Source organism: Paenibacillus sp. FSL K6-1330 (assembly GCF_037976825.1).
Classification (GTDB): Bacteria; Bacillota; Bacilli; order Paenibacillales; family Paenibacillaceae; genus Paenibacillus_AQ.
In genome coordinates, this window is sequence record NZ_CP150269.1 from 6,674,935 (window position 1) to 6,692,969 (window position 18,035).

Genomic DNA, 18,035 nt, shown 5'->3' on the forward strand with positions numbered 1-18,035 from the left:
ATGTCCGGGAATACGTTGCCCGGGATTAACCTTCGATTTCTTTAACAGAAACCAGGTGATTTACTTTCTTGATCATTCCGCGAATTGCAGCATTGTCGCTTTGAACCACGGAATGGTTGAGTTTACGAAGTCCGAGTGTTTTCACGGTTGCACGCTGATCCTCTGGACGACCAATCACGCTGCGTACGAGGGTGATTTCAAGTTTAGCCATGAGATTCCCTCCTTAACCCAACAGCTCTTCGACGGATTTGCCGCGAAGCTTGGCAACATCTTCAACACGCTTCAGGCGGGACAATCCCTCCAAAGTCGCATTGACCATGTTCATGGAGTTCGAAGAACCTAGAGATTTTGTCAAAATGTCGCCTACGCCAGCCAGTTCAAGTACTGCACGAACCGGTCCGCCAGCGATAACTCCAGTACCTTCAGATGCCGGCTTCAACAATACTCGGCCTGCTCCGAAGTGACCTGTTACGAGGTGAGGAATAGTTGTTCCAACAAGTGGAATGTGAATCAGGTTTTTCTTAGCATCTTCAATACCTTTGCGGATTGCATCCGGTACTTCGCCTGCTTTACCGATACCTGCTCCTACCCAACCTTTGCCATCACCGACAACTACCAGTGCGCTAAAGCTAAAGCGACGTCCGCCTTTTACAACTTTAGCAACGCGGTTAATGTTTACTACTCTTTCAGTCAGTTCTAAAGTGTTAGGATCTACACGCAAGTCGTTTACCTCCTTTTGAAAATATCTTAGAATTCAAGGCCTGCCTCGCGAGCTGCCTCTGCAAGTGCTTGAATACGTCCATGATACAAGTATCCACCGCGATCGAATACGATCACTTTGTAACCTTTGTCTGCAGCACGTTTTGCAACGAGTTCGCCGACTTTACGAGCGGATTCAACGCTTCCGCCGTTCTTGATATCAGTAGCCAATTCTTTATCCAACGTAGAAGCTGATGCCAAAGTCACGCCAGCCACATCGTCGATCAATTGAGCATAGATGTGTTTCGAAGAACGGAACACGTTCAGACGTGGACGTTCTGCTGTGCCTTGGATTTTCTTACGGACACGCAGGTGTCTTTTCAGACGAGCTTTGTTCTTGTCTTGTTTCGTGATCATGTTTCCATTTCCTCCCTTCAGTTTTGCCTTAAGAGCTTCGCTTTTAGACGCATCGGGTAAGTATGGGAGAAGAAGTAAGTTATCCACCAGGTGAGACCCCGGTTAGCTAACTTATTTCTTCTTACCAGCTTTACCTTCCTTACGGATAATGCGTTCACCTTCGTATTTAATACCTTTACCTTTGTATGGCTCAGGCTCACGTACGGAACGGATCTTAGCTGCGTATGCACCTACGCGCTCTTTATCGATACCGCGAACGGTGATTTTTGTGTTTGTTGGTACTTCGAATTCGATACCAGCTTCCGGTGTAATTTCAACTGGGTGGGAGTAACCCACGTTCAGAACGATTTTATCTCCGGTTTTGCTTGCACGGTACCCGACACCTACCAACTCAAGGTTTTTCGAGAATCCTTCAGTTACACCGTTGACCATATTTGAGACAACGCTGCGGGTCGTGCCGTGAAGAGAGCGATGTGTTTTGTTGTCGGAAGGACGAACAACATTGATCTCGTTGTTTTCTACTGTAATTTGCATGTCTTTATGCAGTTCACGAGTCAAGGTACCTTTAGGTCCTTTTACAGTGATTACAGTGTTATCCAGTGTGACTTCCACACCGTTAGGAATAGCAATTGGTTTACGACCAATACGGGACATTCATTACACCTCCTATCTTGTGACGTTGATTACCATACGTAGCAGAGAACTTCTCCGCCAGCTTTGGATTGACGAGCTTCTTTGTCGGTCATAACTCCCTTAGACGTGGAGATGATCGCAATACCCAAACCACCAAGTACGCGAGGTACTTCGTTGCTCTTCGTGTAAACGCGAAGACCTGGTTTGCTGATTCTTTTCAGACCTGTGATTACACGTTCGTTGTTGGAACCATATTTCAGGAATACACGAATGATCCCTTGTTTATTGTCTTCCACAAACTCTGCATCACGGATGAAGCCTTCACGCTTCAAAATGTCAGCGATTTGTTTTTTAATCGTCGAAGCAGGCATTTCTACTGTTTCGTGGCGAACCGTGTTCGCGTTACGAATACGAGTTAGCATATCTGCAATTGGATCGGACATAGTCATGTAGGATAAACCTCCTTCCCGTTTATAAACTTCTTACCAGCTTGCTTTTTTCACGCCAGGAATCTGGCCTTTATAAGCTAATTCACGGAAACAAATTCTGCAAATTTTAAACTTCTGCAGTACCGAATGTGGGCGACCACAACGTTCACAACGGGTATATGCCCGTACTTTATATTTCGGTGTACGTTGTTGTTTAACTTTCATCGAAGTTTTTGCCACTTAGCCTGACACCTCCTAAATAGTTTCGGAGAAAAGGACAACCGTCTTATTTCGCGAAAGGCATGCCCAGTTGAGCAAGCAGTTCACGGGATTCTTCGTCGGTTTTAGCAGTCGTTACGATAACGATGTCCATACCGCGAACTTTATCCACTTTGTCATACTCAATTTCAGGGAAAATGAGTTGCTCTTTCAGACCGAGCGTATAGTTACCGCGTCCGTCAAATGCTTTCGTGGACACGCCTTGAAAGTCACGTACACGTGGAAGTGTAACGTTGAACAGCTTGTCGAGGAAGTAGTACATACGCTCACCGCGCAGTGTTACCTTCACACCGATAGGCATGTTCTCACGCAGTTTGAATCCCGCGATGGATTTCTTCGCACGGGTGATAACCGGTTTTTGACCAGCAATCAGCTGCATGTCGTTCACAGCGGAATCAAGCACCTTCGAGTTAGCTACAGCGTCACCTACACCCATGTTGACGACAACCTTCTCGATTTTTGGTACTTGCATTACTGTCTTATAGCTAAACTTCTGCATCAGAGCAGGAGTTACTTCGTTCAAAAAACGTTCTTTCATTCTTGCTGCCATGATTCAAGGACCTCCTTTCTAAACCGTCTTATTTATCGATAACTTCTCCGGATCTTTTTGCTACGCGAACTTTTTTACCGTTGTCCAGTACTTTGTAACCGATACGGGTTACTTTTCCGCTCTTCGGATCAACGTGCATAACGTTCGATACATGGATCGGAGCTTCCTTCTCGATGATACCGCCTTGTGGGTTCATTTGGTTTGGCTTCTGGTGCTTCTTGATCATGTTCACACCTTCAACCAAAACACGATTTTCACGAGGGTACGCTGCGATGACACGGCCTTTTTTGCCTTTGTCTTTACCGCTGATGACGATAACAGTATCATCCTTTTTCACGTGCAGTTTGTTGCTATGGGATTCCAGATCTTTTTTCACTTTAGGCATTCGTTACACCTCCTATGACTAGCCAGTTCAACTATTTATCGGGTTCCCGAAAAGTTACGTCACTTTTTGGGGTGTTATTTAGATTACTTCCGGAGCCAAGGAAACGATTTTCATGTAGTCTCTTTCGCGAAGTTCGCGAGCAACTGGTCCGAAAATACGAGTTCCGCGTGGGCTTCTGTCGTCTTTAACAACAACAGCTGCATTCTCGTCAAATGAGATGTAGGATCCGTCTTTACGACGTACAGAACGTTTCGTACGAACGACTACCGCTCTTACTACATCACCCTTTTTGACAACGCCGCCTGGTGTTGCTTGTTTGACGGAACATACGATCAAATCACCGATTTGAGCTGTACGACGACCAGTACCACCCAATACGCGGATACACATCAGTTCCTTCGCACCGGAGTTGTCAGCAACAGCTAAACGTGTAAATGGTTGAATCATTTAAATTTCCTCCTTCCATCAAAAACTGATCATATCTTAGATGATAACCGCTTTTTCAACCACTTCTACCAATCTCCAGCGCTTGTCTTTGGAGAGAGGGCGAGTTTCCATGATTTTAACGGTATCTCCGATTTGAGCTTGATTGTTCTCATCATGCGCTTTAAATTTTTTCGTGTATTTAATGCGTTTGTGATACAAGTCATGCTTCTTATAAGTTTCAACAGCTACAACAATGGTTTTATCCATTTTATCGCTGACAACTTTACCAATTTGCACTTTACGAGCATTGCGTTCTTCGCTCATTTGTTAGCCTCCTTCCTGAATTCAGAACAGTGAGTTCCGTTTCATTAACTAATCCCAAGTTCTCTTTCACGGATAACGGTTTTAGCACGAGCTATTTCTTTGCGAACGTCACGGATCCGAGTCGGGTTGTCAAGCTGGCCTGTGGCCAATTGAAAACGGAGGTTAAAGAGTTCCTCTTTAAATCCGGCGATTTTTTGCTCGATTTCTGCAGTGGTTAAGTTGCGCAGTTCATTAGCTTTCATTTGCTTCACCACCCACTTCTTCTCGTTTCACAAACTTCGTTTTAACAGGCAGCTTGTGAGCGGCGAGACGCATCGCTTCGCGGGCGATTTCCTCGGACACGCCTCCAAGTTCAAACATGATCTTGCCTGGTTTTACAACGGCAACCCATTTCTCTACGTTACCTTTACCGCTACCCATCCGCACTTCGAGAGGCTTTTGAGTAATCGGCTTATCTGGGAAAATCTTGATCCATACTTTACCGCCACGACGAATGTAACGAGTCATCGCGATACGAGCAGCTTCGATCTGACGGTTCGTGATCCAGCCTGGTTCTGTAGCTTGCAGACCGAATTCGCCGAAGTTCAGTTCAGTTCCGCCTTTAGCTTGACCTCTCATATGGCCGCGCTGTTGTTTGCGGTGTTTTACACGTTTTGGTACCAACATGATTAGTTGCCTCCTTCCTGAGCAGCTTGTTTCTTAGCCGTAGGAAGAACCTCTCCACGATAGATCCATACTTTCACGCCGATACGGCCGTAAGTCGTATGCGCTTCTGCTGTACCATAGTCGATGTCTGCACGAAGCGTATGAAGTGGAACAGTTCCTTCACTGTAGCCTTCCGTACGAGCAATCTCGGCTCCGCCAAGACGTCCGCTGACCGATGTTTTAATCCCTTTAGCTCCAGAGCGCATAGTTCTTTGAATCGCTTGTTTCAGTGCACGACGGAAAGATACACGACGTTCCAACTGTTGTGCAATGCTTTCAGCAACAAGAATAGCGTCCAGTTCAGGGTTTTTAATTTCAGAAATGTTGATGTGAACTTTTTTACCGCCGGCAATTTTAGTCACTTGTCCGCGCAGTACTTCTACTTCGGAACCACCTTTACCGATAACCATACCAGGCTTCGCAGTGTGGATCGTCACGTTCACACGATTAGCCGCTCTCTCGATTTCGATACGAGATACAGCGGAGTCTTTCAATTTATTTTTCAGGTATTCACGGATTTTCACGTCTTCCAGCAAAAGATCACCGAAGTCTTTGCCTGCATACCATTTGGATTCCCAATCACGGATAATACCGATACGGAGTCCTACTGGATTTACCTTTTGGCCCACACGTTTTCCCTCCTTATTTTTCAGCTACCACCAAAGTAATGTGGCTGGTGCGTTTATTGATCCGGCTTGCACGTCCCATCGCACGCGGGCGGAAACGTTTCATAGTCGGTCCCTGGTTGACATAAGCTTGCGTCACAACCAATTTAGTTACATCCAAAGAGTAGTTATGCTCAGCGTTTGCGATAGCCGAGTTCAAAAGCTTCTCAACAACCGGAGATGCAGCTTTCGGAGTGTGACGAAGAATTGCGATCGCTTCGCCCACTTGCTTACCGCGGATCAAGTCAACAACGAGTTGAGCTTTACGAGGAGCAATACGAATCGATCTAGCATGTGCTTTTGCTTCCATATGTTTAACCTCCTCTCAAACAAAGAGCTTCATTAATTATCTTCTTGTTTTCTTATCATCTTCATGACCTTTGTAAGTACGAGTTGGAGCGAACTCACCCAACTTGTGTCCTACCATGTCCTCTGTTACATATACAGGTACATGTTTACGGCCATCGTATACTCCGAACGTGTGACCGATAAATTGCGGGAAAATAGTGGAGCGGCGGGACCAGGTTTTGATCACAGCCTTTTTGCTTGCGCTGTTCATGTCCTCCACTTTTTTGAGCAGATATCCGTCAATAAAAGGTCCTTTTTTCAAACTACGGCTCATATTGAAATCCTCCCTTCACCAAATTGTCTCGTTACCTTCGAGCCTGTCACGAAGTTATGCACAATCGCGCATTACTTCGTGCGGCGGCGAACGATATATTTGTCAGAAGCTTTACCTTTTTTACGTGTTTTGTAACCAAGGGTTGGTTTACCCCATGGAGACATAGGCGATTTACGTCCGATTGGAGCGCGGCCTTCACCACCACCGTGAGGGTGATCGTTAGGGTTCATTACCACACCACGTACTTCAGGACGTTGTCCAAGCCAGCGGCTACGACCAGCTTTACCGATTTTGATCAACTCATGGTCTTGGTTACCCACAGAACCGATGGTTGCACGGCAAACTTTCAGGATGCGGCGAACTTCACCGGAAGAAAGACGAACAGTTACGTACTTATCTTCTTTACCGAGAAGTTGAGCTTCTGTACCAGCAGCACGAACCAATTGTCCGCCTTTACCTGGTTTCAATTCGATGTTGTGGATAACGGTACCTACCGGAATGTTTTCCAGTGGAAGTGAGTTACCAATCTTGATGTCAGCACCTACTCCAGATACTACTTGGTCTCCAACTTTCAGACCTTTAGGAGCGATGATATAACGCTTTTCACCATCAACATAGTGAATCAGAGCGATGTTGGAAGTACGGTTCGGGTCGTATTCGATTGTAGCAACGCGACCTGGAATGCCGTCTTTATTCCGTTTGAAGTCGATGATACGGTATTTACGCTTGTGTCCGCCGCCATGGTGACGAACTGTAATTTTACCTTGATTGTTACGGCCAGCTGTTTTGCTCAGCGGAGCCAGCAACGATTTCTCCGGCTGATTCGTGGTGATTTCTTCGAAAGTCGACACGGACATGTTGCGTCGAGCCGGGGATGTCGGTTTATACTTTTTAATAGGCACTGAATTTTCCCTCCTTACTTAAGAAATTCTTATTCAACCGATTCAAAGAACTCGAGCGGTTTGCTGTCTGGAGCCAAAGTCACGATCGCCTTTTTCCATTCGGTTGTGTAACCGGAATAACGGCCATAACGCTTTGGTTTAGCAGGGACACGCATCGTATTCACGTTCGATACTTTAACTTTAAAAATAGATTCGACAGCTTGCTTGATCTCGGTCTTGTTAGCGCGGATATCCACTTCAAAAGCATATTTCAGCTCCGCCATGTAGTCAGCCGTACGTTCCGTGATCACCGGGCGCTTGATTATATCGCGTGGGTCTTTCATTACGCGAGCACCTCCTCTACCTTCTGAACTGCTTCCTTCGTAATGATCAGTTGATCGTACGACATTACGTCAAGAACATTAATGCCGTCAGCCGCTACGAATTTCACACCAGGAATATTACGTGCGGAAAGGGCTACATTATCATCATAGCTTGGAGCAACGATCAGAGCTTTACGGCCTATTTTCAGGTTGCTAAGGATGTTAGCAAACTCTTTCGTTTTCGGCGTATTCAGCGTCAATTGATCCAATACGATAATTGCGTTGTCAATCACTTTGGAAGACAATGCGGATTTGATAGCCAAACGACGAACTTTCTTAGGAAGTTTAAACGTGTAGCTGCGCGGAGTTGGTCCAAATACCACACCGCCGCCTTTCCATTGTGGAGAACGGATCGAACCTTGACGAGCACGGCCAGTACCTTTTTGTTTCCAAGGCTTACGTCCGCCGCCGCGTACTTCAGAACGTCCTTTTACTTTGTGGGTACCACGACGAAGGGAAGCGCGCTGCAACAATACTGCACTGTGCAGTACGTGTACGTTCGGCTCGATGCCAAACACAGCTTCATTCAATTCTACTTCGCCAACTTGGCTACCGCTGACATTATAAAGTGCTACTTTAGGCATTCTTTGTTCCTCCTTTCTTTAGGCGATTATTTCTTCACCGTTTCTTTGATTTGAACGAAACCTTTTTTAGGTCCAGGAATGGAGCCTTTAACAAGGATTACGTTACGCTCTGTGTCGACTTTGACAACTTCGAGCTTTTGAATCGTAACTGTCTCATTGCCCATGTGACCTGGCAGGCGTTTTCCTTTAGGAACACGGTTTGCCTGGATCGAACCCATGGAACCTGGTCTACGGTGATAACGGGAACCGTGAGACATTGGTCCGCGGCTTTGGCCCCAACGTTTGATCACACCTTGGAAACCTTTACCTTTGGAAATACCCGTTACGTCAACAAATTCGCCTTCTGCGAAGACATCAGCCTTCAGCTCTTGTCCAACCTCGACACTCGCGAGGTCAACACCGCGAATTTCGCGAACGTAGCGCTTAGGCGCAGTGTTTGCTTTTTTCGCATGGCCTGCTTCTGGTTTGTTAGATCTGTTCTCTTTCTTATCAGAGAAACCGACTTGAATCGCTTCGTATCCGTCGTTTTCCAGATCTTTCTTTTGAAGAACAACACAAGGACCTGCTTCGATAACCGTTACAGGAATTACAACACCCTCAGGGGTAAACACTTGAGTCATTCCGAGCTTTCTACCTAAGATACCTTTCATGTTGACACCTCTTTTCTCTTCTCTAATTCATTATGCAATGCTTACAGTTTGATTTCGATATCTACACCGGACGGCAGGTCCAAGCGCATCAAGGCATCCACAGTTTGTGGAGTCGGGTTCACGATGTCGATCAAGCGTTTATGTGTACGCATTTCGAACTGTTCCCGAGAATCCTTATACTTGTGCACCGCACGGAGAATGGTAATTATTTGTTTCTCAGTTGGAAGCGGGATCGGACCGGATACACCAGCACCCGAACGTTTTGCTGTCTCAACAATTTTCTCAGCGGATTGATCAAGAACTCTGTGGTCGTATGCTTTCAAGCGAATACGAATTTTTTGCTTTGCCATTTTATTCCCTCCTTCTATCGCCCAATTTGGTATCGGACATACTCCGCGAAAATTTTCCAACCACCCACCTCATGGCAAAGGGGCCGGGTGTGTCGGTAACCTCTCACATCATCGCAACGTCGCAGAACAACATTCACTATTATATATAAAAGATAGGCGTATTGCAAGCACTAATTCATAATTAATATGTATTTACATCTTTAACCGAAGGTTGCAGTACTTGGCTAATAGATTTCATCGCTTTTCGCATATCATATTGTAACGCACTCTCTATTCTATATAATAGAAGGTTTCGAATTAAGTAACTGATATCCATCAGAGAATGTAATCAGATTTTATTGGGGCTGATCCCTAAAGAAAAGAGCCTGATCCAAAGGATCAGGCTCTTTTATCAGAACATCACATTGTTGCTCGTTACAATACACTGTTGCTATATTCAAGGCTATTCGTAAGCCTTAATTATTTAATGATGGAAGCAACGGAACCAGCACCTACGGTACGGCCGCCTTCACGAATGGAGAACTTAGTTCCTTCTTCAATCGCGATTGGGTTGATCAGGTTAACCGTTACAGTGATGTTATCACCAGGCATAACCATTTCAGAACCCTCTGGCAAGTTGATCACACCAGTTACGTCCGTAGTACGGAAGTAGAACTGTGGACGGTAGCCAGTGAAGAAAGGCTTATGACGTCCGCCTTCTTCTTTGCTCAGTACGTATACTTGAGCTGTGAACTCTGTGTGTGGTTTAACGGAAGCAGGCTTAGCAAGTACTTGACCGCGCTCGATTTGAGTACGCTCAACACCACGAAGCAATGCACCGATGTTGTCACCAGCTTGTGCGGAATCCAGCAATTTACGGAACATCTCAACGCCCGTAACAACGGATTTCTTAGTTTCTTCAGCGATACCAACAATTTCGATCTCGTCACCAACTTTGATCGTACCACGCTCTACACGACCTGTAGCAACGGTACCACGACCAGTGATGGAGAATACGTCCTCGACAGGCATCAAGAAAGGCTTGTCAGTGTCGCGCTCAGGCAATGGGATGTACTCGTCGATTGTTTTGAACATTTCAACGATTTTTTGTGCCCATTCGCCATCTGGGTTTTGCAGAGCTTCACGAGCGGAACCACGAGTGATCGGAGTGTCGTCGCCTGGGAAGTCATACTCGTTCAGCAGGTCGCGAACTTCCATCTCAACCAATTCCAAGAGCTCTTCGTCTTCAACCATGTCGCATTTGTTCAAGAATACAACGATGTAAGGAACGCCTACTTGGCGGGACAACAGGATGTGCTCGCGAGTTTGCGGCATTGGGCCGTCAGCTGCGGATACAACCAGGATTGCTCCGTCCATTTGAGCTGCACCAGTGATCATGTTTTTAACATAGTCAGCGTGACCTGGGCAGTCAACGTGCGCATAGTGACGAGCGTCAGTTTCATACTCTACGTGGGAAGTAGAGATTGTGATACCGCGTTCGCGCTCTTCTGGAGCTTTGTCGATTTGATCGAAAGACATTGCAGCACCACCGTAAGTTTTGGACAATACAGATGTGATTGCAGCTGTCAAAGTTGTTTTACCATGGTCAACGTGACCGATAGTACCGATGTTAACATGGGGTTTCGTACGTTCGTATTTAGCCTTTGCCATTTGAACAATTCCTCCTTAAGGGGATATATATGTTGGGCCGGAAGCGGAGTTAACGGGATGTTGGTCCCGCCTCCTATCCAGCAGGTAAAACGTTATTACTCTCCGCCTTTGATCTTGGACACAATTTCATCGGAGATATTCTTAGGAACTTCTTCGTAGTGGGAGATTTCCATGGAGAACACACCGCGTCCTTGTGTACCGGAGCGAAGGGTAGTGGAGTAACCGAACATTTCGGAAAGAGGTACTTTCGCACGGATAATTTGAGTACCACCACGGGAGTCCATACCTTCGATACGTCCACGGCGGGAGTTCAGCATACCCATTACGTCGCCCATGTATTCCTCAGGCACGGTAACTTCAACTTTCATAATAGGCTCGAGCAGGACAGGCTTACACTTGTCTTTAGCTGCTTTCAAAGCCATGGAACCGGCGATTTTAAACGCCATTTCATTGGAGTCAACATCATGGTATGAACCGTCGACGATTGTTGCTTTAACGTCAACAAGCGGGAAGCCGGCGAGTACACCGTTCTTCATTTGCTCTTCAATACCTTGTTGAGCTGGACCAATGTATTCTCTTGGTACAGAACCACCGACAACCTTGCTCTCGAATTGATTACCGCTACCTGCTTCCAGAGGTTCGAACTCAACCCATACGTGACCGTATTGACCACGACCACCGGACTGACGAACGAATTTACCTTCAACGCGAGCTGGTTGACGGAATGTTTCGCGGTAAGCTACCTGTGGTTTACCCACGTTGGTTTCTACTTTGAACTCACGACGCATACGGTCGATGATAATGTCCAAGTGAAGCTCACCCATACCTGCCAGGATCGTTTGGCCTGTTTCTTCATCAGTATGTGCACGAAGAGTTGGATCCTCTTCAGTCAACTTACCGAGAGCTACACCCAATTTATCTTGGTCAGCTTTTGTTTTAGGCTCAACTGCGATTTCGATAACCGGATCAGGGAAGTTCATGGACTCCAAGATAACCGGGTCCTTCTCATCACATAGTGTATCACCTGTACCCGTATCTTTCAAACCTACGGCAGCTGCGATATCTCCGGCGAATACTTCGGAAATTTCTTGACGGCTGTTCGCATGCATTTGAAGGATACGACCAATGCGCTCACGCTTACCTTTAGTTGCATTCAGTACGTAAGAGCCGGATTGCAGTACACCGGAATATACGCGGAAGAATGTCAGCTTACCAACATAAGGGTCCGTAGCGATTTTGAATGCCAAAGCCGAGAACGGCTCTTCATCGGAAGAATGCCGGATAGCTTCAGTTCCATCTTCATGGGTACCCTTGATGTCTGGAACATCAGTTGGAGCCGGCAAATAATCGATTACGGCATCAAGCATCAACTGAACGCCTTTGTTACGGTAAGAAGATCCACAGATAACTGGGAAGATCTTAACTTCGACAACACCTTTACGCAGAGCAGCTTTCAACTCAGCTATGGTGATTTCTTCACCTTCAAGATATTTCATTGTCAAGTCTTCGTCAAGTTCTGCTACCTTCTCAACAAGCTCGTTGCGAAGCTCTTCCACTTGATCCTTGAATTCTGCTGGAATTTCGGTTTCTTCGATGTTTTGACCAAGGTCATCCTTATACATAAAGGCTTTTTCCTCGATAACATCGATGATGCCAATGAAATCATTCTCTGCACCGATCGGAAGCTGAATCGCTACCGCGTTCGCTTGCAGACGCTCTCTCATATCTTTAACTACGTTCAAGTAGTCGGCACCGATAATATCCATTTTGTTTACGTATGCGATCCGCGGTACACCGTAACGGTCTGCTTGTCTCCAAACCGTCTCCGACTGAGGTTCTACGCCCTCTTTCGCACTGAATACACCTACTGCCCCATCCAATACACGAAGGGAACGTTCAACTTCTACTGTGAAGTCAACGTGCCCCGGGGTGTCGATAATATTAACGCGGTGACCCTTCCAAGAAGCGGTAGTCGCGGCGGAAGTAATGGTAATTCCGCGCTCCTGCTCTTGCTCCATCCAGTCCATAGTAGCGGAACCCTCATGGGTTTCACCGATTTTATGAGTACGGCCTGTGTAGAACAAAATCCGCTCTGTTGTGGTCGTTTTACCAGCATCAATATGCGCCATGATCCCGATATTACGTGTATTTTTCAAGGAGAACTCTCTTGTCGCCATGCGAATAGTCTCCCTTCAAAATTAAAGTGTAAAATTAGTTGCTGAATCCTACCAACGGTAGTGAGCAAACGCTTTGTTCGCTTCAGCCATTTTGTGTGTATCTTCGCGTTTCTTAACGGAAGCGCCTGTGTTGTTGGAAGCATCGATGATCTCAGCCGCCAAACGCTCTTCCATGGTTTTCTCGCCGCGGTTGCGGGAGTAGTTTACGAGCCAACGTAATCCAAGGGATGTACGTCTCTCTGGTTTAACTTCGATTGGAACCTGGTAGTTAGCACCGCCGACACGACGAGCTTTAACTTCCAATACTGGCATGATGTTCTTGATAGCTGCTTCAAACACTTCCATCGGATCATTACCAGTACGTTCCTTGATGATGTTGAACGAATTGTAAAGGATGCTTTGAGCAACACCTCTTTTACCATCCAACATGATGCGGTTGATCAGACGAGTTACCAGCTTGCTGTTATACACTGGATCTGGCAGCACGTCTCTTTTAGTTACTGGACCTTTGCGTGGCATGGATATCCCCCTTTCTTCAGTCATGAGTCATGTTACGAAAACATGAGCATCAATTAGCTTTTTGCTTTAGGACGCTTCGTGCCGTATTTGGAACGAGCTTGCATCCGGTTGTTTACACCAGCGGTATCAAGTGCGCCGCGAACGATATGGTAACGTACACCCGGAAGGTCTTTTACCCGTCCACCGCGAACCAATACAACACTGTGCTCTTGCAAGTTATGTCCGATACCCGGAATGTAAGCCGTCACCTCAATGCGGTTCGTCAAGCGAACACGAGCATATTTACGAAGTGCGGAGTTCGGTTTTTTCGGCGTCATTGTGCCTACACGAGTGCATACACCGCGTTTTTGCGGAGCGCTCAAGTCGGTCTCCTCACGTTTCAAAGCGTTAAAACCTTTTTGAAGAGCTGGAGATTTCGATTTGTAAACTTTAGCTTGACGGCCCTTGCGAACCAGTTGGTTAATTGTTGGCATGCTAGCCACCCCCTTCCCGTATTTATCATCCTAATTACAACCCCGTTTAAGTCCACAGACCCAGGCGGTTCATAAAAGGACAAATGAAAAGTTTTTGCCGAGAGAAGTAACGCCTTCTCCAACAAAAACGATTTCTCAAATCATGATTTCAAGACAGCTACCATAGCTGCACCAACTTCAATACCGCATGCTTCTCCAAGCTCTATCATCGTGGGTACATAGTTGATATGCACACCATTCTTATCACACTCGGATACGACTTTTGAAATCAAACGTTGGTCGCAATCTTCAGCCACATAAACCTCTGCAGCCAAACCGGATTCAACGGCCTTCATCGTTTGTTTGGTGCCAATCTTGATGTGTGCATCCTGTAATCCTTTATCATTAGACACAAGTCATTCCTCCAAAAGAACAGGGAACAAAGAAACTATTCACGCACCTTTGCTATATTAGCATCTGCCCTAAGCGATGTCAAGCTATTAAATCAGGAAAAAGAAACATTGGGACGGAGAAATTCAGCATCTTACGACGCGAAAATCTCCCCGTCACCTGACTGTCTCTTAATCTATAGAAGCTGTTTCGAGTTCCTGACTTTCGTCATTCACATCGTTTTGTCCCGCGAACTTCACGCTGCGATAACGGTTCATACCCGTTCCCGCAGGGATCAGTTTACCAATGATAACATTCTCTTTCAGACCAAGCAGTTGATCGACTTTACCTTTGATTGCAGCGTCAGTCAACACGCGAGTTGTCTCCTGGAAGGAGGCCGCTGACAAGAACGAATCGGTTTCGAGAGATGCTTTTGTAATCCCGAGGAGAACCGGTTTGGCAACTGCTGGTTCTTTCCCGGAGAGAATAGCGTCTTTATTGGCTGTCTCGTATTCATGCATATCCACGAAGGAGCCTGGCAACAGGTTCGTATCTCCCGCATCAACGATACGGAATTTACGCAGCATCTGTCTGATCATAACTTCAACGTGCTTATCGTTAATTTCTACGCCTTGGTTACGGTATACGCGTTGTACTTCCTGAAGGATGTAGTTCTGCACACCACGGATACCTTTGATGCGAAGCATTTCCTTCGGATCAATGGAACCATCGGTCAGTTCATCCCCGGCTTCAATGTGCTTGCCTTCGCTTACGCGCAGACGGGAACCGTAGGTAACTGCGTAAACCTTAGTTTCAGCTTCACCTTGAATTTCGATTTCACGACGGTCCTTCGTTTCGCGGATTTCTTTAACCACACCATCAATCTCACTAATGGTCGCTTGACCTTTAGGATTACGGGCTTCAAAGAGCTCCTGGATACGCGGAAGACCTTGTGTAATATCATCACCGGCAACGCCGCCTGTGTGGAACGTACGCATCGTGAGCTGTGTTCCCGGTTCGCCGATGGATTGAGCTGCGATAATACCAACCGCTTCACCAATCTCAACATGCTTACCAGTAGCCAGGTTACGACCATAACATTTTTTGCAGACGCCATAACGTGCACGGCAGCTCAAGATGGAACGAATTTGCAGTTTCTCAACACCAGCTGCTACGATTTCCTCAGCTTTGTCGGAATCAATCAATTCGTTGCGATTCACGATGATCTCTTTCGTTTCCGGATGACGAACGGTTTCAAAGGCATAACGTCCCTCAATACGGTCATAGAGATCCTCGATAACTTCTTTACCGTCCTGAATACGGCTAACCGTAAAGCCTTTATCCGTGCTGCACTCATCTTCGCGAACGATAACATCCTGGGCCACGTCAACAAGTCGACGAGTCAAGTAACCGGAGTCAGCGGTACGAAGTGCTGTATCGGCAAGACCTTTACGCGCACCGTGCGTGGACAGGAAGTACTCGAGTACCGTCAGTCCTTCACGGAAGTTCGATTTGATTGGGAGTTCGATGATACGACCCGACGGGTTCGCCATCAGACCCCGCATACCACCGAGCTGAGTGATCTGCGATTTGTTACCCCGCGCTTTGGAATCCACCATGAGCATGATGGAGTTAAAGCGGTCCATCGATTTCATGAGTACATCCGTAATATCGTCTTTGGTCTTGGACCAGATATCGATAACACGGTCATAACGTTCTTCATTCGTAATCAAGCCGCGGCGATATTGGTTCGTTACCACTTTAACCTTCTCGTCGGACTCTTTCAGAATTTCATTCTTCTCGTCAGGTACGATAACGTCGGATACCGCAACGGTTACGCCTGCACGAGTAGAGTATGTGAAACCGATCTGCTTGATTTTATCCAAAATCACAGAGGTTTCGGTTGTATGGTACGTTTCAAAGCAGCGTGCAATGATGGAACCCAGATATTCCTTACCAACAGCACCGCTGATTGGCAGTTCTTGGATCACTTTTTGAATATCTGCACCCTTCTCATATACGAAATACTTCTCAGGCGTACCTTGCAGCAGGTTCGTACGAGTCGCTTCATTGATATAAGGGAAGCTGGCAGGGAAAATCTCGTTAAAGATAATCCGGCCGATCGTCGTAACCAACATCGCATTCTGCTGTTTTTCCGTAAAGCATGTTTTGCCCAGGGCTTTAACCGGAATCGCTACGCGTGCATGCAGACCAGCTGCTTCACGCTGATAAGCGGAAACCGCTTCGTTCACGCTGCCCAGAATCATGCCGGTACCTTTCTCTTCCTTGTTATCCATCGTGAGATAGAAGGAACCCAGTACCATATCCTGAGAAGGCGTAACAACTGGCTTACCGTCTTTCGGGTTCAGAATGTTACCCGATGCCAGCATCAAAAGACGCGCTTCAGCTTGAGCTTCGGCAGACAAAGGAACGTGAACCGCCATTTGGTCACCGTCAAAGTCAGCGTTATATGCTGTACATACGAGCGGATGAAGACGGATCGCATGGCCCTCAACCAGAATCGGTTCAAATGCTTGGATACCGAGTCTGTGAAGCGTCGGTGCACGGTTCAGAAGAACCGGATGCTCTTTAATAACCTCTTCGAGCACATCCCATACTTCTGGACTTACACGTTCTACTTTGCGCTTCGCACTCTTGATATTATGTGCAAGGCCTTTGTTGACCAATTCTTTCATAACGAACGGCTTGAAGAGCTCAAGCGCCATTTTCTTAGGCAGACCGCATTGGTACATTTTCAGGTAAGGACCTACAACGATAACGGAACGACCAGAATAGTCAACCCGTTTACCGAGCAAGTTCTGACGGAAACGTCCTTGTTTACCTTTCAGCATGTGGCTGAGGGATTTAAGCGGACGGTTACCAGGACCTGTGACCGGACGACCGCGACGGCCGTTATCGATCAGTGCATCGACAGCTTCCTGCAGCATGCGCTTCTCGTTCTGTACGATAATATCCGGCGCACCGAGATCCAGCAATCTTTTTAGACGGTTGTTCCGGTTAATAACGCGACGGTACAGATCGTTCAAGTCGGAGGTCGCAAAGCGTCCACCATCAAGTTGAACCATCGGACGAAGCTCCGGTGGAATGACTGGCAGCACATCCATGATCATCCACTCCGGATTGTTGCCGGAGTTACGGAACGCCTCAATCACTTCCAGGCGTTTGATGGCCCGGTTGCGGCGTTGACCCTGTGCAGTGCGCAGTTCTTCTTTAAGGAACTCAAGCTCTTTGTCAACATCGATGTCTTGAAGAAGCTTCTTAACCGCTTCAGCACCCATGCCTGCTTGGAATCCGTAGCCGTACTTTTCTCTGTAGCTGCGGTATTCCTTCTCGGACAACAGCTGCTTCTTCTCCAGCGGTGTATCTCCTGGATCGGTTACAACATAAGATGCGAAGTAAATGATCTCCTCAAGAGATCTTGGGGACATATCCAGAGCCAGACCCATACGGCTTGGAATCCCTTTGAAATACCAAATATGCGATACAGGAGCCGCAAGCTCGATATGGCCCATCCGTTCACGACGGACTTTAGCGCGTGTTACTTCAACGCCACAGCGATCGCAGACTACTCCCTTATAACGGACACGCTTATACTTACCGCAATGACATTCCCAGTCCTTCTGCGGACCGAAAATCCGCTCACAGAACAGGCCTTCTTTCTCCGGCTTCAATGTACGGTAGTTAATCGTTTCAGGCTTCTTCACCTCTCCGCGAGACCAAGAGCGAATTTTTTCCGGTGAAGCAAGACCGATTTTCATGTACTCAAAATTGTTAACGTCCAACAAGGAGCAACCCTCCTCAACCTAGTCCTATTTATGTGCTATACGACCATAACACCACCGCCG

The 18,035-nt window shown here is 46.8% G+C and carries 26 protein-coding genes; all 26 read right to left on the reverse strand.

Annotated features, from left to right (window positions below):
• Positions 1-25: 25 nt before the first annotated feature.
• Positions 26-211 carry a 50S ribosomal protein L30 gene (gene rpmD, locus NYE54_RS30525; protein ID WP_076326218.1) on the reverse strand — a complete coding sequence of 62 codons (186 nt, stop codon included), beginning with the start codon at positions 209-211 and terminating at the stop codon, positions 26-28.
• Positions 212-223: 12 nt separating this feature from the next.
• A complete protein-coding gene (gene rpsE / locus NYE54_RS30530; RefSeq protein ID WP_009589212.1) occupies positions 224-721 on the reverse strand; it encodes a 30S ribosomal protein S5 in 498 nt (165 codons plus the stop codon).
• Positions 722-747: 26 nt separating this feature from the next.
• Positions 748-1,116, reverse strand: a complete 369-nt coding sequence (gene rplR, locus NYE54_RS30535; RefSeq protein ID WP_076326219.1) for a 50S ribosomal protein L18 — start codon at positions 1,114-1,116, stop codon at positions 748-750.
• Between the two features lie 111 nt (positions 1,117-1,227).
• Positions 1,228-1,770 carry a 50S ribosomal protein L6 gene (gene rplF, locus NYE54_RS30540; protein ID WP_076326220.1) on the reverse strand — a complete coding sequence of 181 codons (543 nt, stop codon included), beginning with the start codon at positions 1,768-1,770 and terminating at the stop codon, positions 1,228-1,230.
• 29 nt (positions 1,771-1,799) lie between these two features.
• Positions 1,800-2,198 (reverse strand): 30S ribosomal protein S8, encoded by a 399-nt coding sequence (rpsH, locus tag NYE54_RS30545; RefSeq protein WP_006212908.1) that lies wholly within the window; start codon positions 2,196-2,198, stop codon positions 1,800-1,802.
• Positions 2,199-2,231: 33 nt separating this feature from the next.
• Positions 2,232-2,417, reverse strand: a complete 186-nt coding sequence (locus tag NYE54_RS30550; RefSeq protein ID WP_074961883.1) for a type Z 30S ribosomal protein S14 — start codon at positions 2,415-2,417, stop codon at positions 2,232-2,234.
• A 46-nt stretch (positions 2,418-2,463) separates the two neighbouring features.
• Positions 2,464-3,006 carry a 50S ribosomal protein L5 gene (gene rplE / locus NYE54_RS30555; RefSeq protein ID WP_076326221.1) on the reverse strand — a complete coding sequence of 181 codons (543 nt, stop codon included), beginning with the start codon at positions 3,004-3,006 and terminating at the stop codon, positions 2,464-2,466.
• 28 nt (positions 3,007-3,034) lie between these two features.
• Positions 3,035-3,391 (reverse strand): 50S ribosomal protein L24, encoded by a 357-nt coding sequence (rplX, locus tag NYE54_RS30560; RefSeq protein WP_076326222.1) that lies wholly within the window; start codon positions 3,389-3,391, stop codon positions 3,035-3,037.
• A 78-nt stretch (positions 3,392-3,469) separates the two neighbouring features.
• Positions 3,470-3,838 carry a 50S ribosomal protein L14 gene (rplN, locus tag NYE54_RS30565; protein WP_006212911.1) on the reverse strand — a complete coding sequence of 123 codons (369 nt, stop codon included), beginning with the start codon at positions 3,836-3,838 and terminating at the stop codon, positions 3,470-3,472.
• A gap of 36 nt (positions 3,839-3,874) precedes the next feature.
• The gene (gene rpsQ, locus NYE54_RS30570) at positions 3,875-4,141 is read right to left on the reverse strand and encodes a 30S ribosomal protein S17 (RefSeq protein ID WP_009589223.1); all 267 of its coding nucleotides are present in this window, start codon (positions 4,139-4,141) and stop codon (positions 3,875-3,877) included.
• 44 nt (positions 4,142-4,185) lie between these two features.
• On the reverse strand, positions 4,186-4,383 hold the full coding sequence (rpmC, locus tag NYE54_RS30575; protein ID WP_007132561.1) for a 50S ribosomal protein L29: 198 nt from the start codon (positions 4,381-4,383) through the stop codon (positions 4,186-4,188).
• Positions 4,373-4,807, reverse strand: a complete 435-nt coding sequence (gene rplP, locus NYE54_RS30580) for a 50S ribosomal protein L16 (RefSeq protein WP_009589221.1) — start codon at positions 4,805-4,807, stop codon at positions 4,373-4,375. Before rplP ends, rpmC begins: the two co-directional genes overlap by 11 nt.
• Positions 4,808-4,809: 2 nt before the next feature.
• On the reverse strand, positions 4,810-5,475 hold the full coding sequence (gene rpsC, locus NYE54_RS30585) for a 30S ribosomal protein S3 (protein ID WP_006212915.1): 666 nt from the start codon (positions 5,473-5,475) through the stop codon (positions 4,810-4,812).
• Positions 5,476-5,488: 13 nt separating this feature from the next.
• A complete protein-coding gene (rplV, locus tag NYE54_RS30590; protein ID WP_015737624.1) occupies positions 5,489-5,821 on the reverse strand; it encodes a 50S ribosomal protein L22 in 333 nt (110 codons plus the stop codon).
• A gap of 36 nt (positions 5,822-5,857) precedes the next feature.
• Positions 5,858-6,133 carry a 30S ribosomal protein S19 gene (rpsS, locus tag NYE54_RS30595; RefSeq protein ID WP_023964919.1) on the reverse strand — a complete coding sequence of 92 codons (276 nt, stop codon included), beginning with the start codon at positions 6,131-6,133 and terminating at the stop codon, positions 5,858-5,860.
• Between the two features lie 71 nt (positions 6,134-6,204).
• On the reverse strand, positions 6,205-7,035 hold the full coding sequence (gene rplB / locus NYE54_RS30600; protein ID WP_076326223.1) for a 50S ribosomal protein L2: 831 nt from the start codon (positions 7,033-7,035) through the stop codon (positions 6,205-6,207).
• A 29-nt stretch (positions 7,036-7,064) separates the two neighbouring features.
• Complete coding sequence (rplW, locus tag NYE54_RS30605) at positions 7,065-7,358, reverse strand: 50S ribosomal protein L23 (protein WP_006212919.1); 294 nt, start codon at positions 7,356-7,358, stop codon at positions 7,065-7,067.
• Complete coding sequence (rplD, locus tag NYE54_RS30610) at positions 7,358-7,981, reverse strand: 50S ribosomal protein L4 (protein ID WP_076326224.1); 624 nt, start codon at positions 7,979-7,981, stop codon at positions 7,358-7,360. Before rplD ends, rplW begins: the two co-directional genes overlap by 1 nt.
• A 26-nt stretch (positions 7,982-8,007) precedes the next feature.
• Complete coding sequence (gene rplC / locus NYE54_RS30615) at positions 8,008-8,631, reverse strand: 50S ribosomal protein L3 (protein WP_076326225.1); 624 nt, start codon at positions 8,629-8,631, stop codon at positions 8,008-8,010.
• Positions 8,632-8,672: 41 nt separating this feature from the next.
• A complete protein-coding gene (rpsJ, locus tag NYE54_RS30620; protein ID WP_006212922.1) occupies positions 8,673-8,981 on the reverse strand; it encodes a 30S ribosomal protein S10 in 309 nt (102 codons plus the stop codon).
• Between the two features lie 459 nt (positions 8,982-9,440).
• A complete protein-coding gene (tuf, locus tag NYE54_RS30625; protein ID WP_076326226.1) occupies positions 9,441-10,631 on the reverse strand; it encodes an elongation factor Tu in 1,191 nt (396 codons plus the stop codon).
• A 95-nt stretch (positions 10,632-10,726) separates the two neighbouring features.
• Positions 10,727-12,808: an elongation factor G gene (gene fusA, locus NYE54_RS30630; protein ID WP_339268319.1), complete on the reverse strand. Its 2,082-nt coding sequence runs from the start codon at positions 12,806-12,808 to the stop codon at positions 10,727-10,729.
• A 48-nt stretch (positions 12,809-12,856) separates the two neighbouring features.
• The gene (rpsG, locus tag NYE54_RS30635; RefSeq protein ID WP_006212929.1) at positions 12,857-13,327 is read right to left on the reverse strand and encodes a 30S ribosomal protein S7; all 471 of its coding nucleotides are present in this window, start codon (positions 13,325-13,327) and stop codon (positions 12,857-12,859) included.
• Positions 13,328-13,380: 53 nt separating this feature from the next.
• Positions 13,381-13,800 carry a 30S ribosomal protein S12 gene (rpsL, locus tag NYE54_RS30640; protein ID WP_006212930.1) on the reverse strand — a complete coding sequence of 140 codons (420 nt, stop codon included), beginning with the start codon at positions 13,798-13,800 and terminating at the stop codon, positions 13,381-13,383.
• A 140-nt stretch (positions 13,801-13,940) separates the two neighbouring features.
• Positions 13,941-14,192: a ribosomal L7Ae/L30e/S12e/Gadd45 family protein gene (locus tag NYE54_RS30645; protein ID WP_006212931.1), complete on the reverse strand. Its 252-nt coding sequence runs from the start codon at positions 14,190-14,192 to the stop codon at positions 13,941-13,943.
• 168 nt (positions 14,193-14,360) lie between these two features.
• Positions 14,361-17,975, reverse strand: coding sequence for a DNA-directed RNA polymerase subunit beta' (rpoC, locus tag NYE54_RS30650; protein WP_076326228.1), 3,615 nt, complete (start codon positions 17,973-17,975; stop codon positions 14,361-14,363).
• Positions 17,976-18,035 lie beyond the last annotated feature (60 nt).

Bases quoted from the DNA above. Each gene is read 5' to 3' on its own strand.
- rpsJ (WP_006212922.1), bottom strand. From the start codon at position 8,981: ATGGCAAAGCAAAAAATTCGTATTCGCTTGAAAGCATACGACCACAGA.
- rplD (WP_076326224.1), bottom strand. From the start codon at position 7,981: ATGCCTAAAGTAGCACTTTATAATGTCAGCGGTAGCCAAGTTGGCGAA.
- rplF (WP_076326220.1), bottom strand. From the start codon at position 1,770: ATGTCCCGTATTGGTCGTAAACCAATTGCTATTCCTAACGGTGTGGAA.
- tuf (WP_076326226.1), bottom strand. From the start codon at position 10,631: ATGGCAAAGGCTAAATACGAACGTACGAAACCCCATGTTAACATCGGT.
- rpsQ (WP_009589223.1), bottom strand. From the start codon at position 4,141: ATGAGCGAAGAACGCAATGCTCGTAAAGTGCAAATTGGTAAAGTTGTC.
- rpmD (WP_076326218.1), bottom strand. From the start codon at position 211: ATGGCTAAACTTGAAATCACCCTCGTACGCAGCGTGATTGGTCGTCCA.
- rplN (WP_006212911.1), bottom strand. From the start codon at position 3,838: ATGATTCAACCATTTACACGTTTAGCTGTTGCTGACAACTCCGGTGCG.
- rplC (WP_076326225.1), bottom strand. From the start codon at position 8,631: ATGAAAGGTATCTTAGGTAGAAAGCTCGGAATGACTCAAGTGTTTACC.
- rpmC (WP_007132561.1), bottom strand. From the start codon at position 4,383: ATGAAAGCTAATGAACTGCGCAACTTAACCACTGCAGAAATCGAGCAA.
- rpsG (WP_006212929.1), bottom strand. From the start codon at position 13,327: ATGCCACGCAAAGGTCCAGTAACTAAAAGAGACGTGCTGCCAGATCCA.
- rplV (WP_015737624.1), bottom strand. From the start codon at position 5,821: ATGGAAGCAAAAGCACATGCTAGATCGATTCGTATTGCTCCTCGTAAA.
- rplE (WP_076326221.1), bottom strand. From the start codon at position 3,006: ATGGCAGCAAGAATGAAAGAACGTTTTTTGAACGAAGTAACTCCTGCT.
- rpsH (WP_006212908.1), bottom strand. From the start codon at position 2,198: ATGACTATGTCCGATCCAATTGCAGATATGCTAACTCGTATTCGTAAC.
- rplX (WP_076326222.1), bottom strand. From the start codon at position 3,391: ATGCCTAAAGTGAAAAAAGATCTGGAATCCCATAGCAACAAACTGCAC.
- rpsS (WP_023964919.1), bottom strand. From the start codon at position 6,133: ATGAGCCGTAGTTTGAAAAAAGGACCTTTTATTGACGGATATCTGCTC.
- rplR (WP_076326219.1), bottom strand. From the start codon at position 1,116: ATGATCACGAAACAAGACAAGAACAAAGCTCGTCTGAAAAGACACCTG.
- rplW (WP_006212919.1), bottom strand. From the start codon at position 7,358: ATGAAAGACCCACGCGATATAATCAAGCGCCCGGTGATCACGGAACGT.
- fusA (WP_339268319.1), bottom strand. From the start codon at position 12,808: ATGGCGACAAGAGAGTTCTCCTTGAAAAATACACGTAATATCGGGATC.
- rplP (WP_009589221.1), bottom strand. From the start codon at position 4,807: ATGTTGGTACCAAAACGTGTAAAACACCGCAAACAACAGCGCGGCCAT.
- rpsL (WP_006212930.1), bottom strand. From the start codon at position 13,800: ATGCCAACAATTAACCAACTGGTTCGCAAGGGCCGTCAAGCTAAAGTT.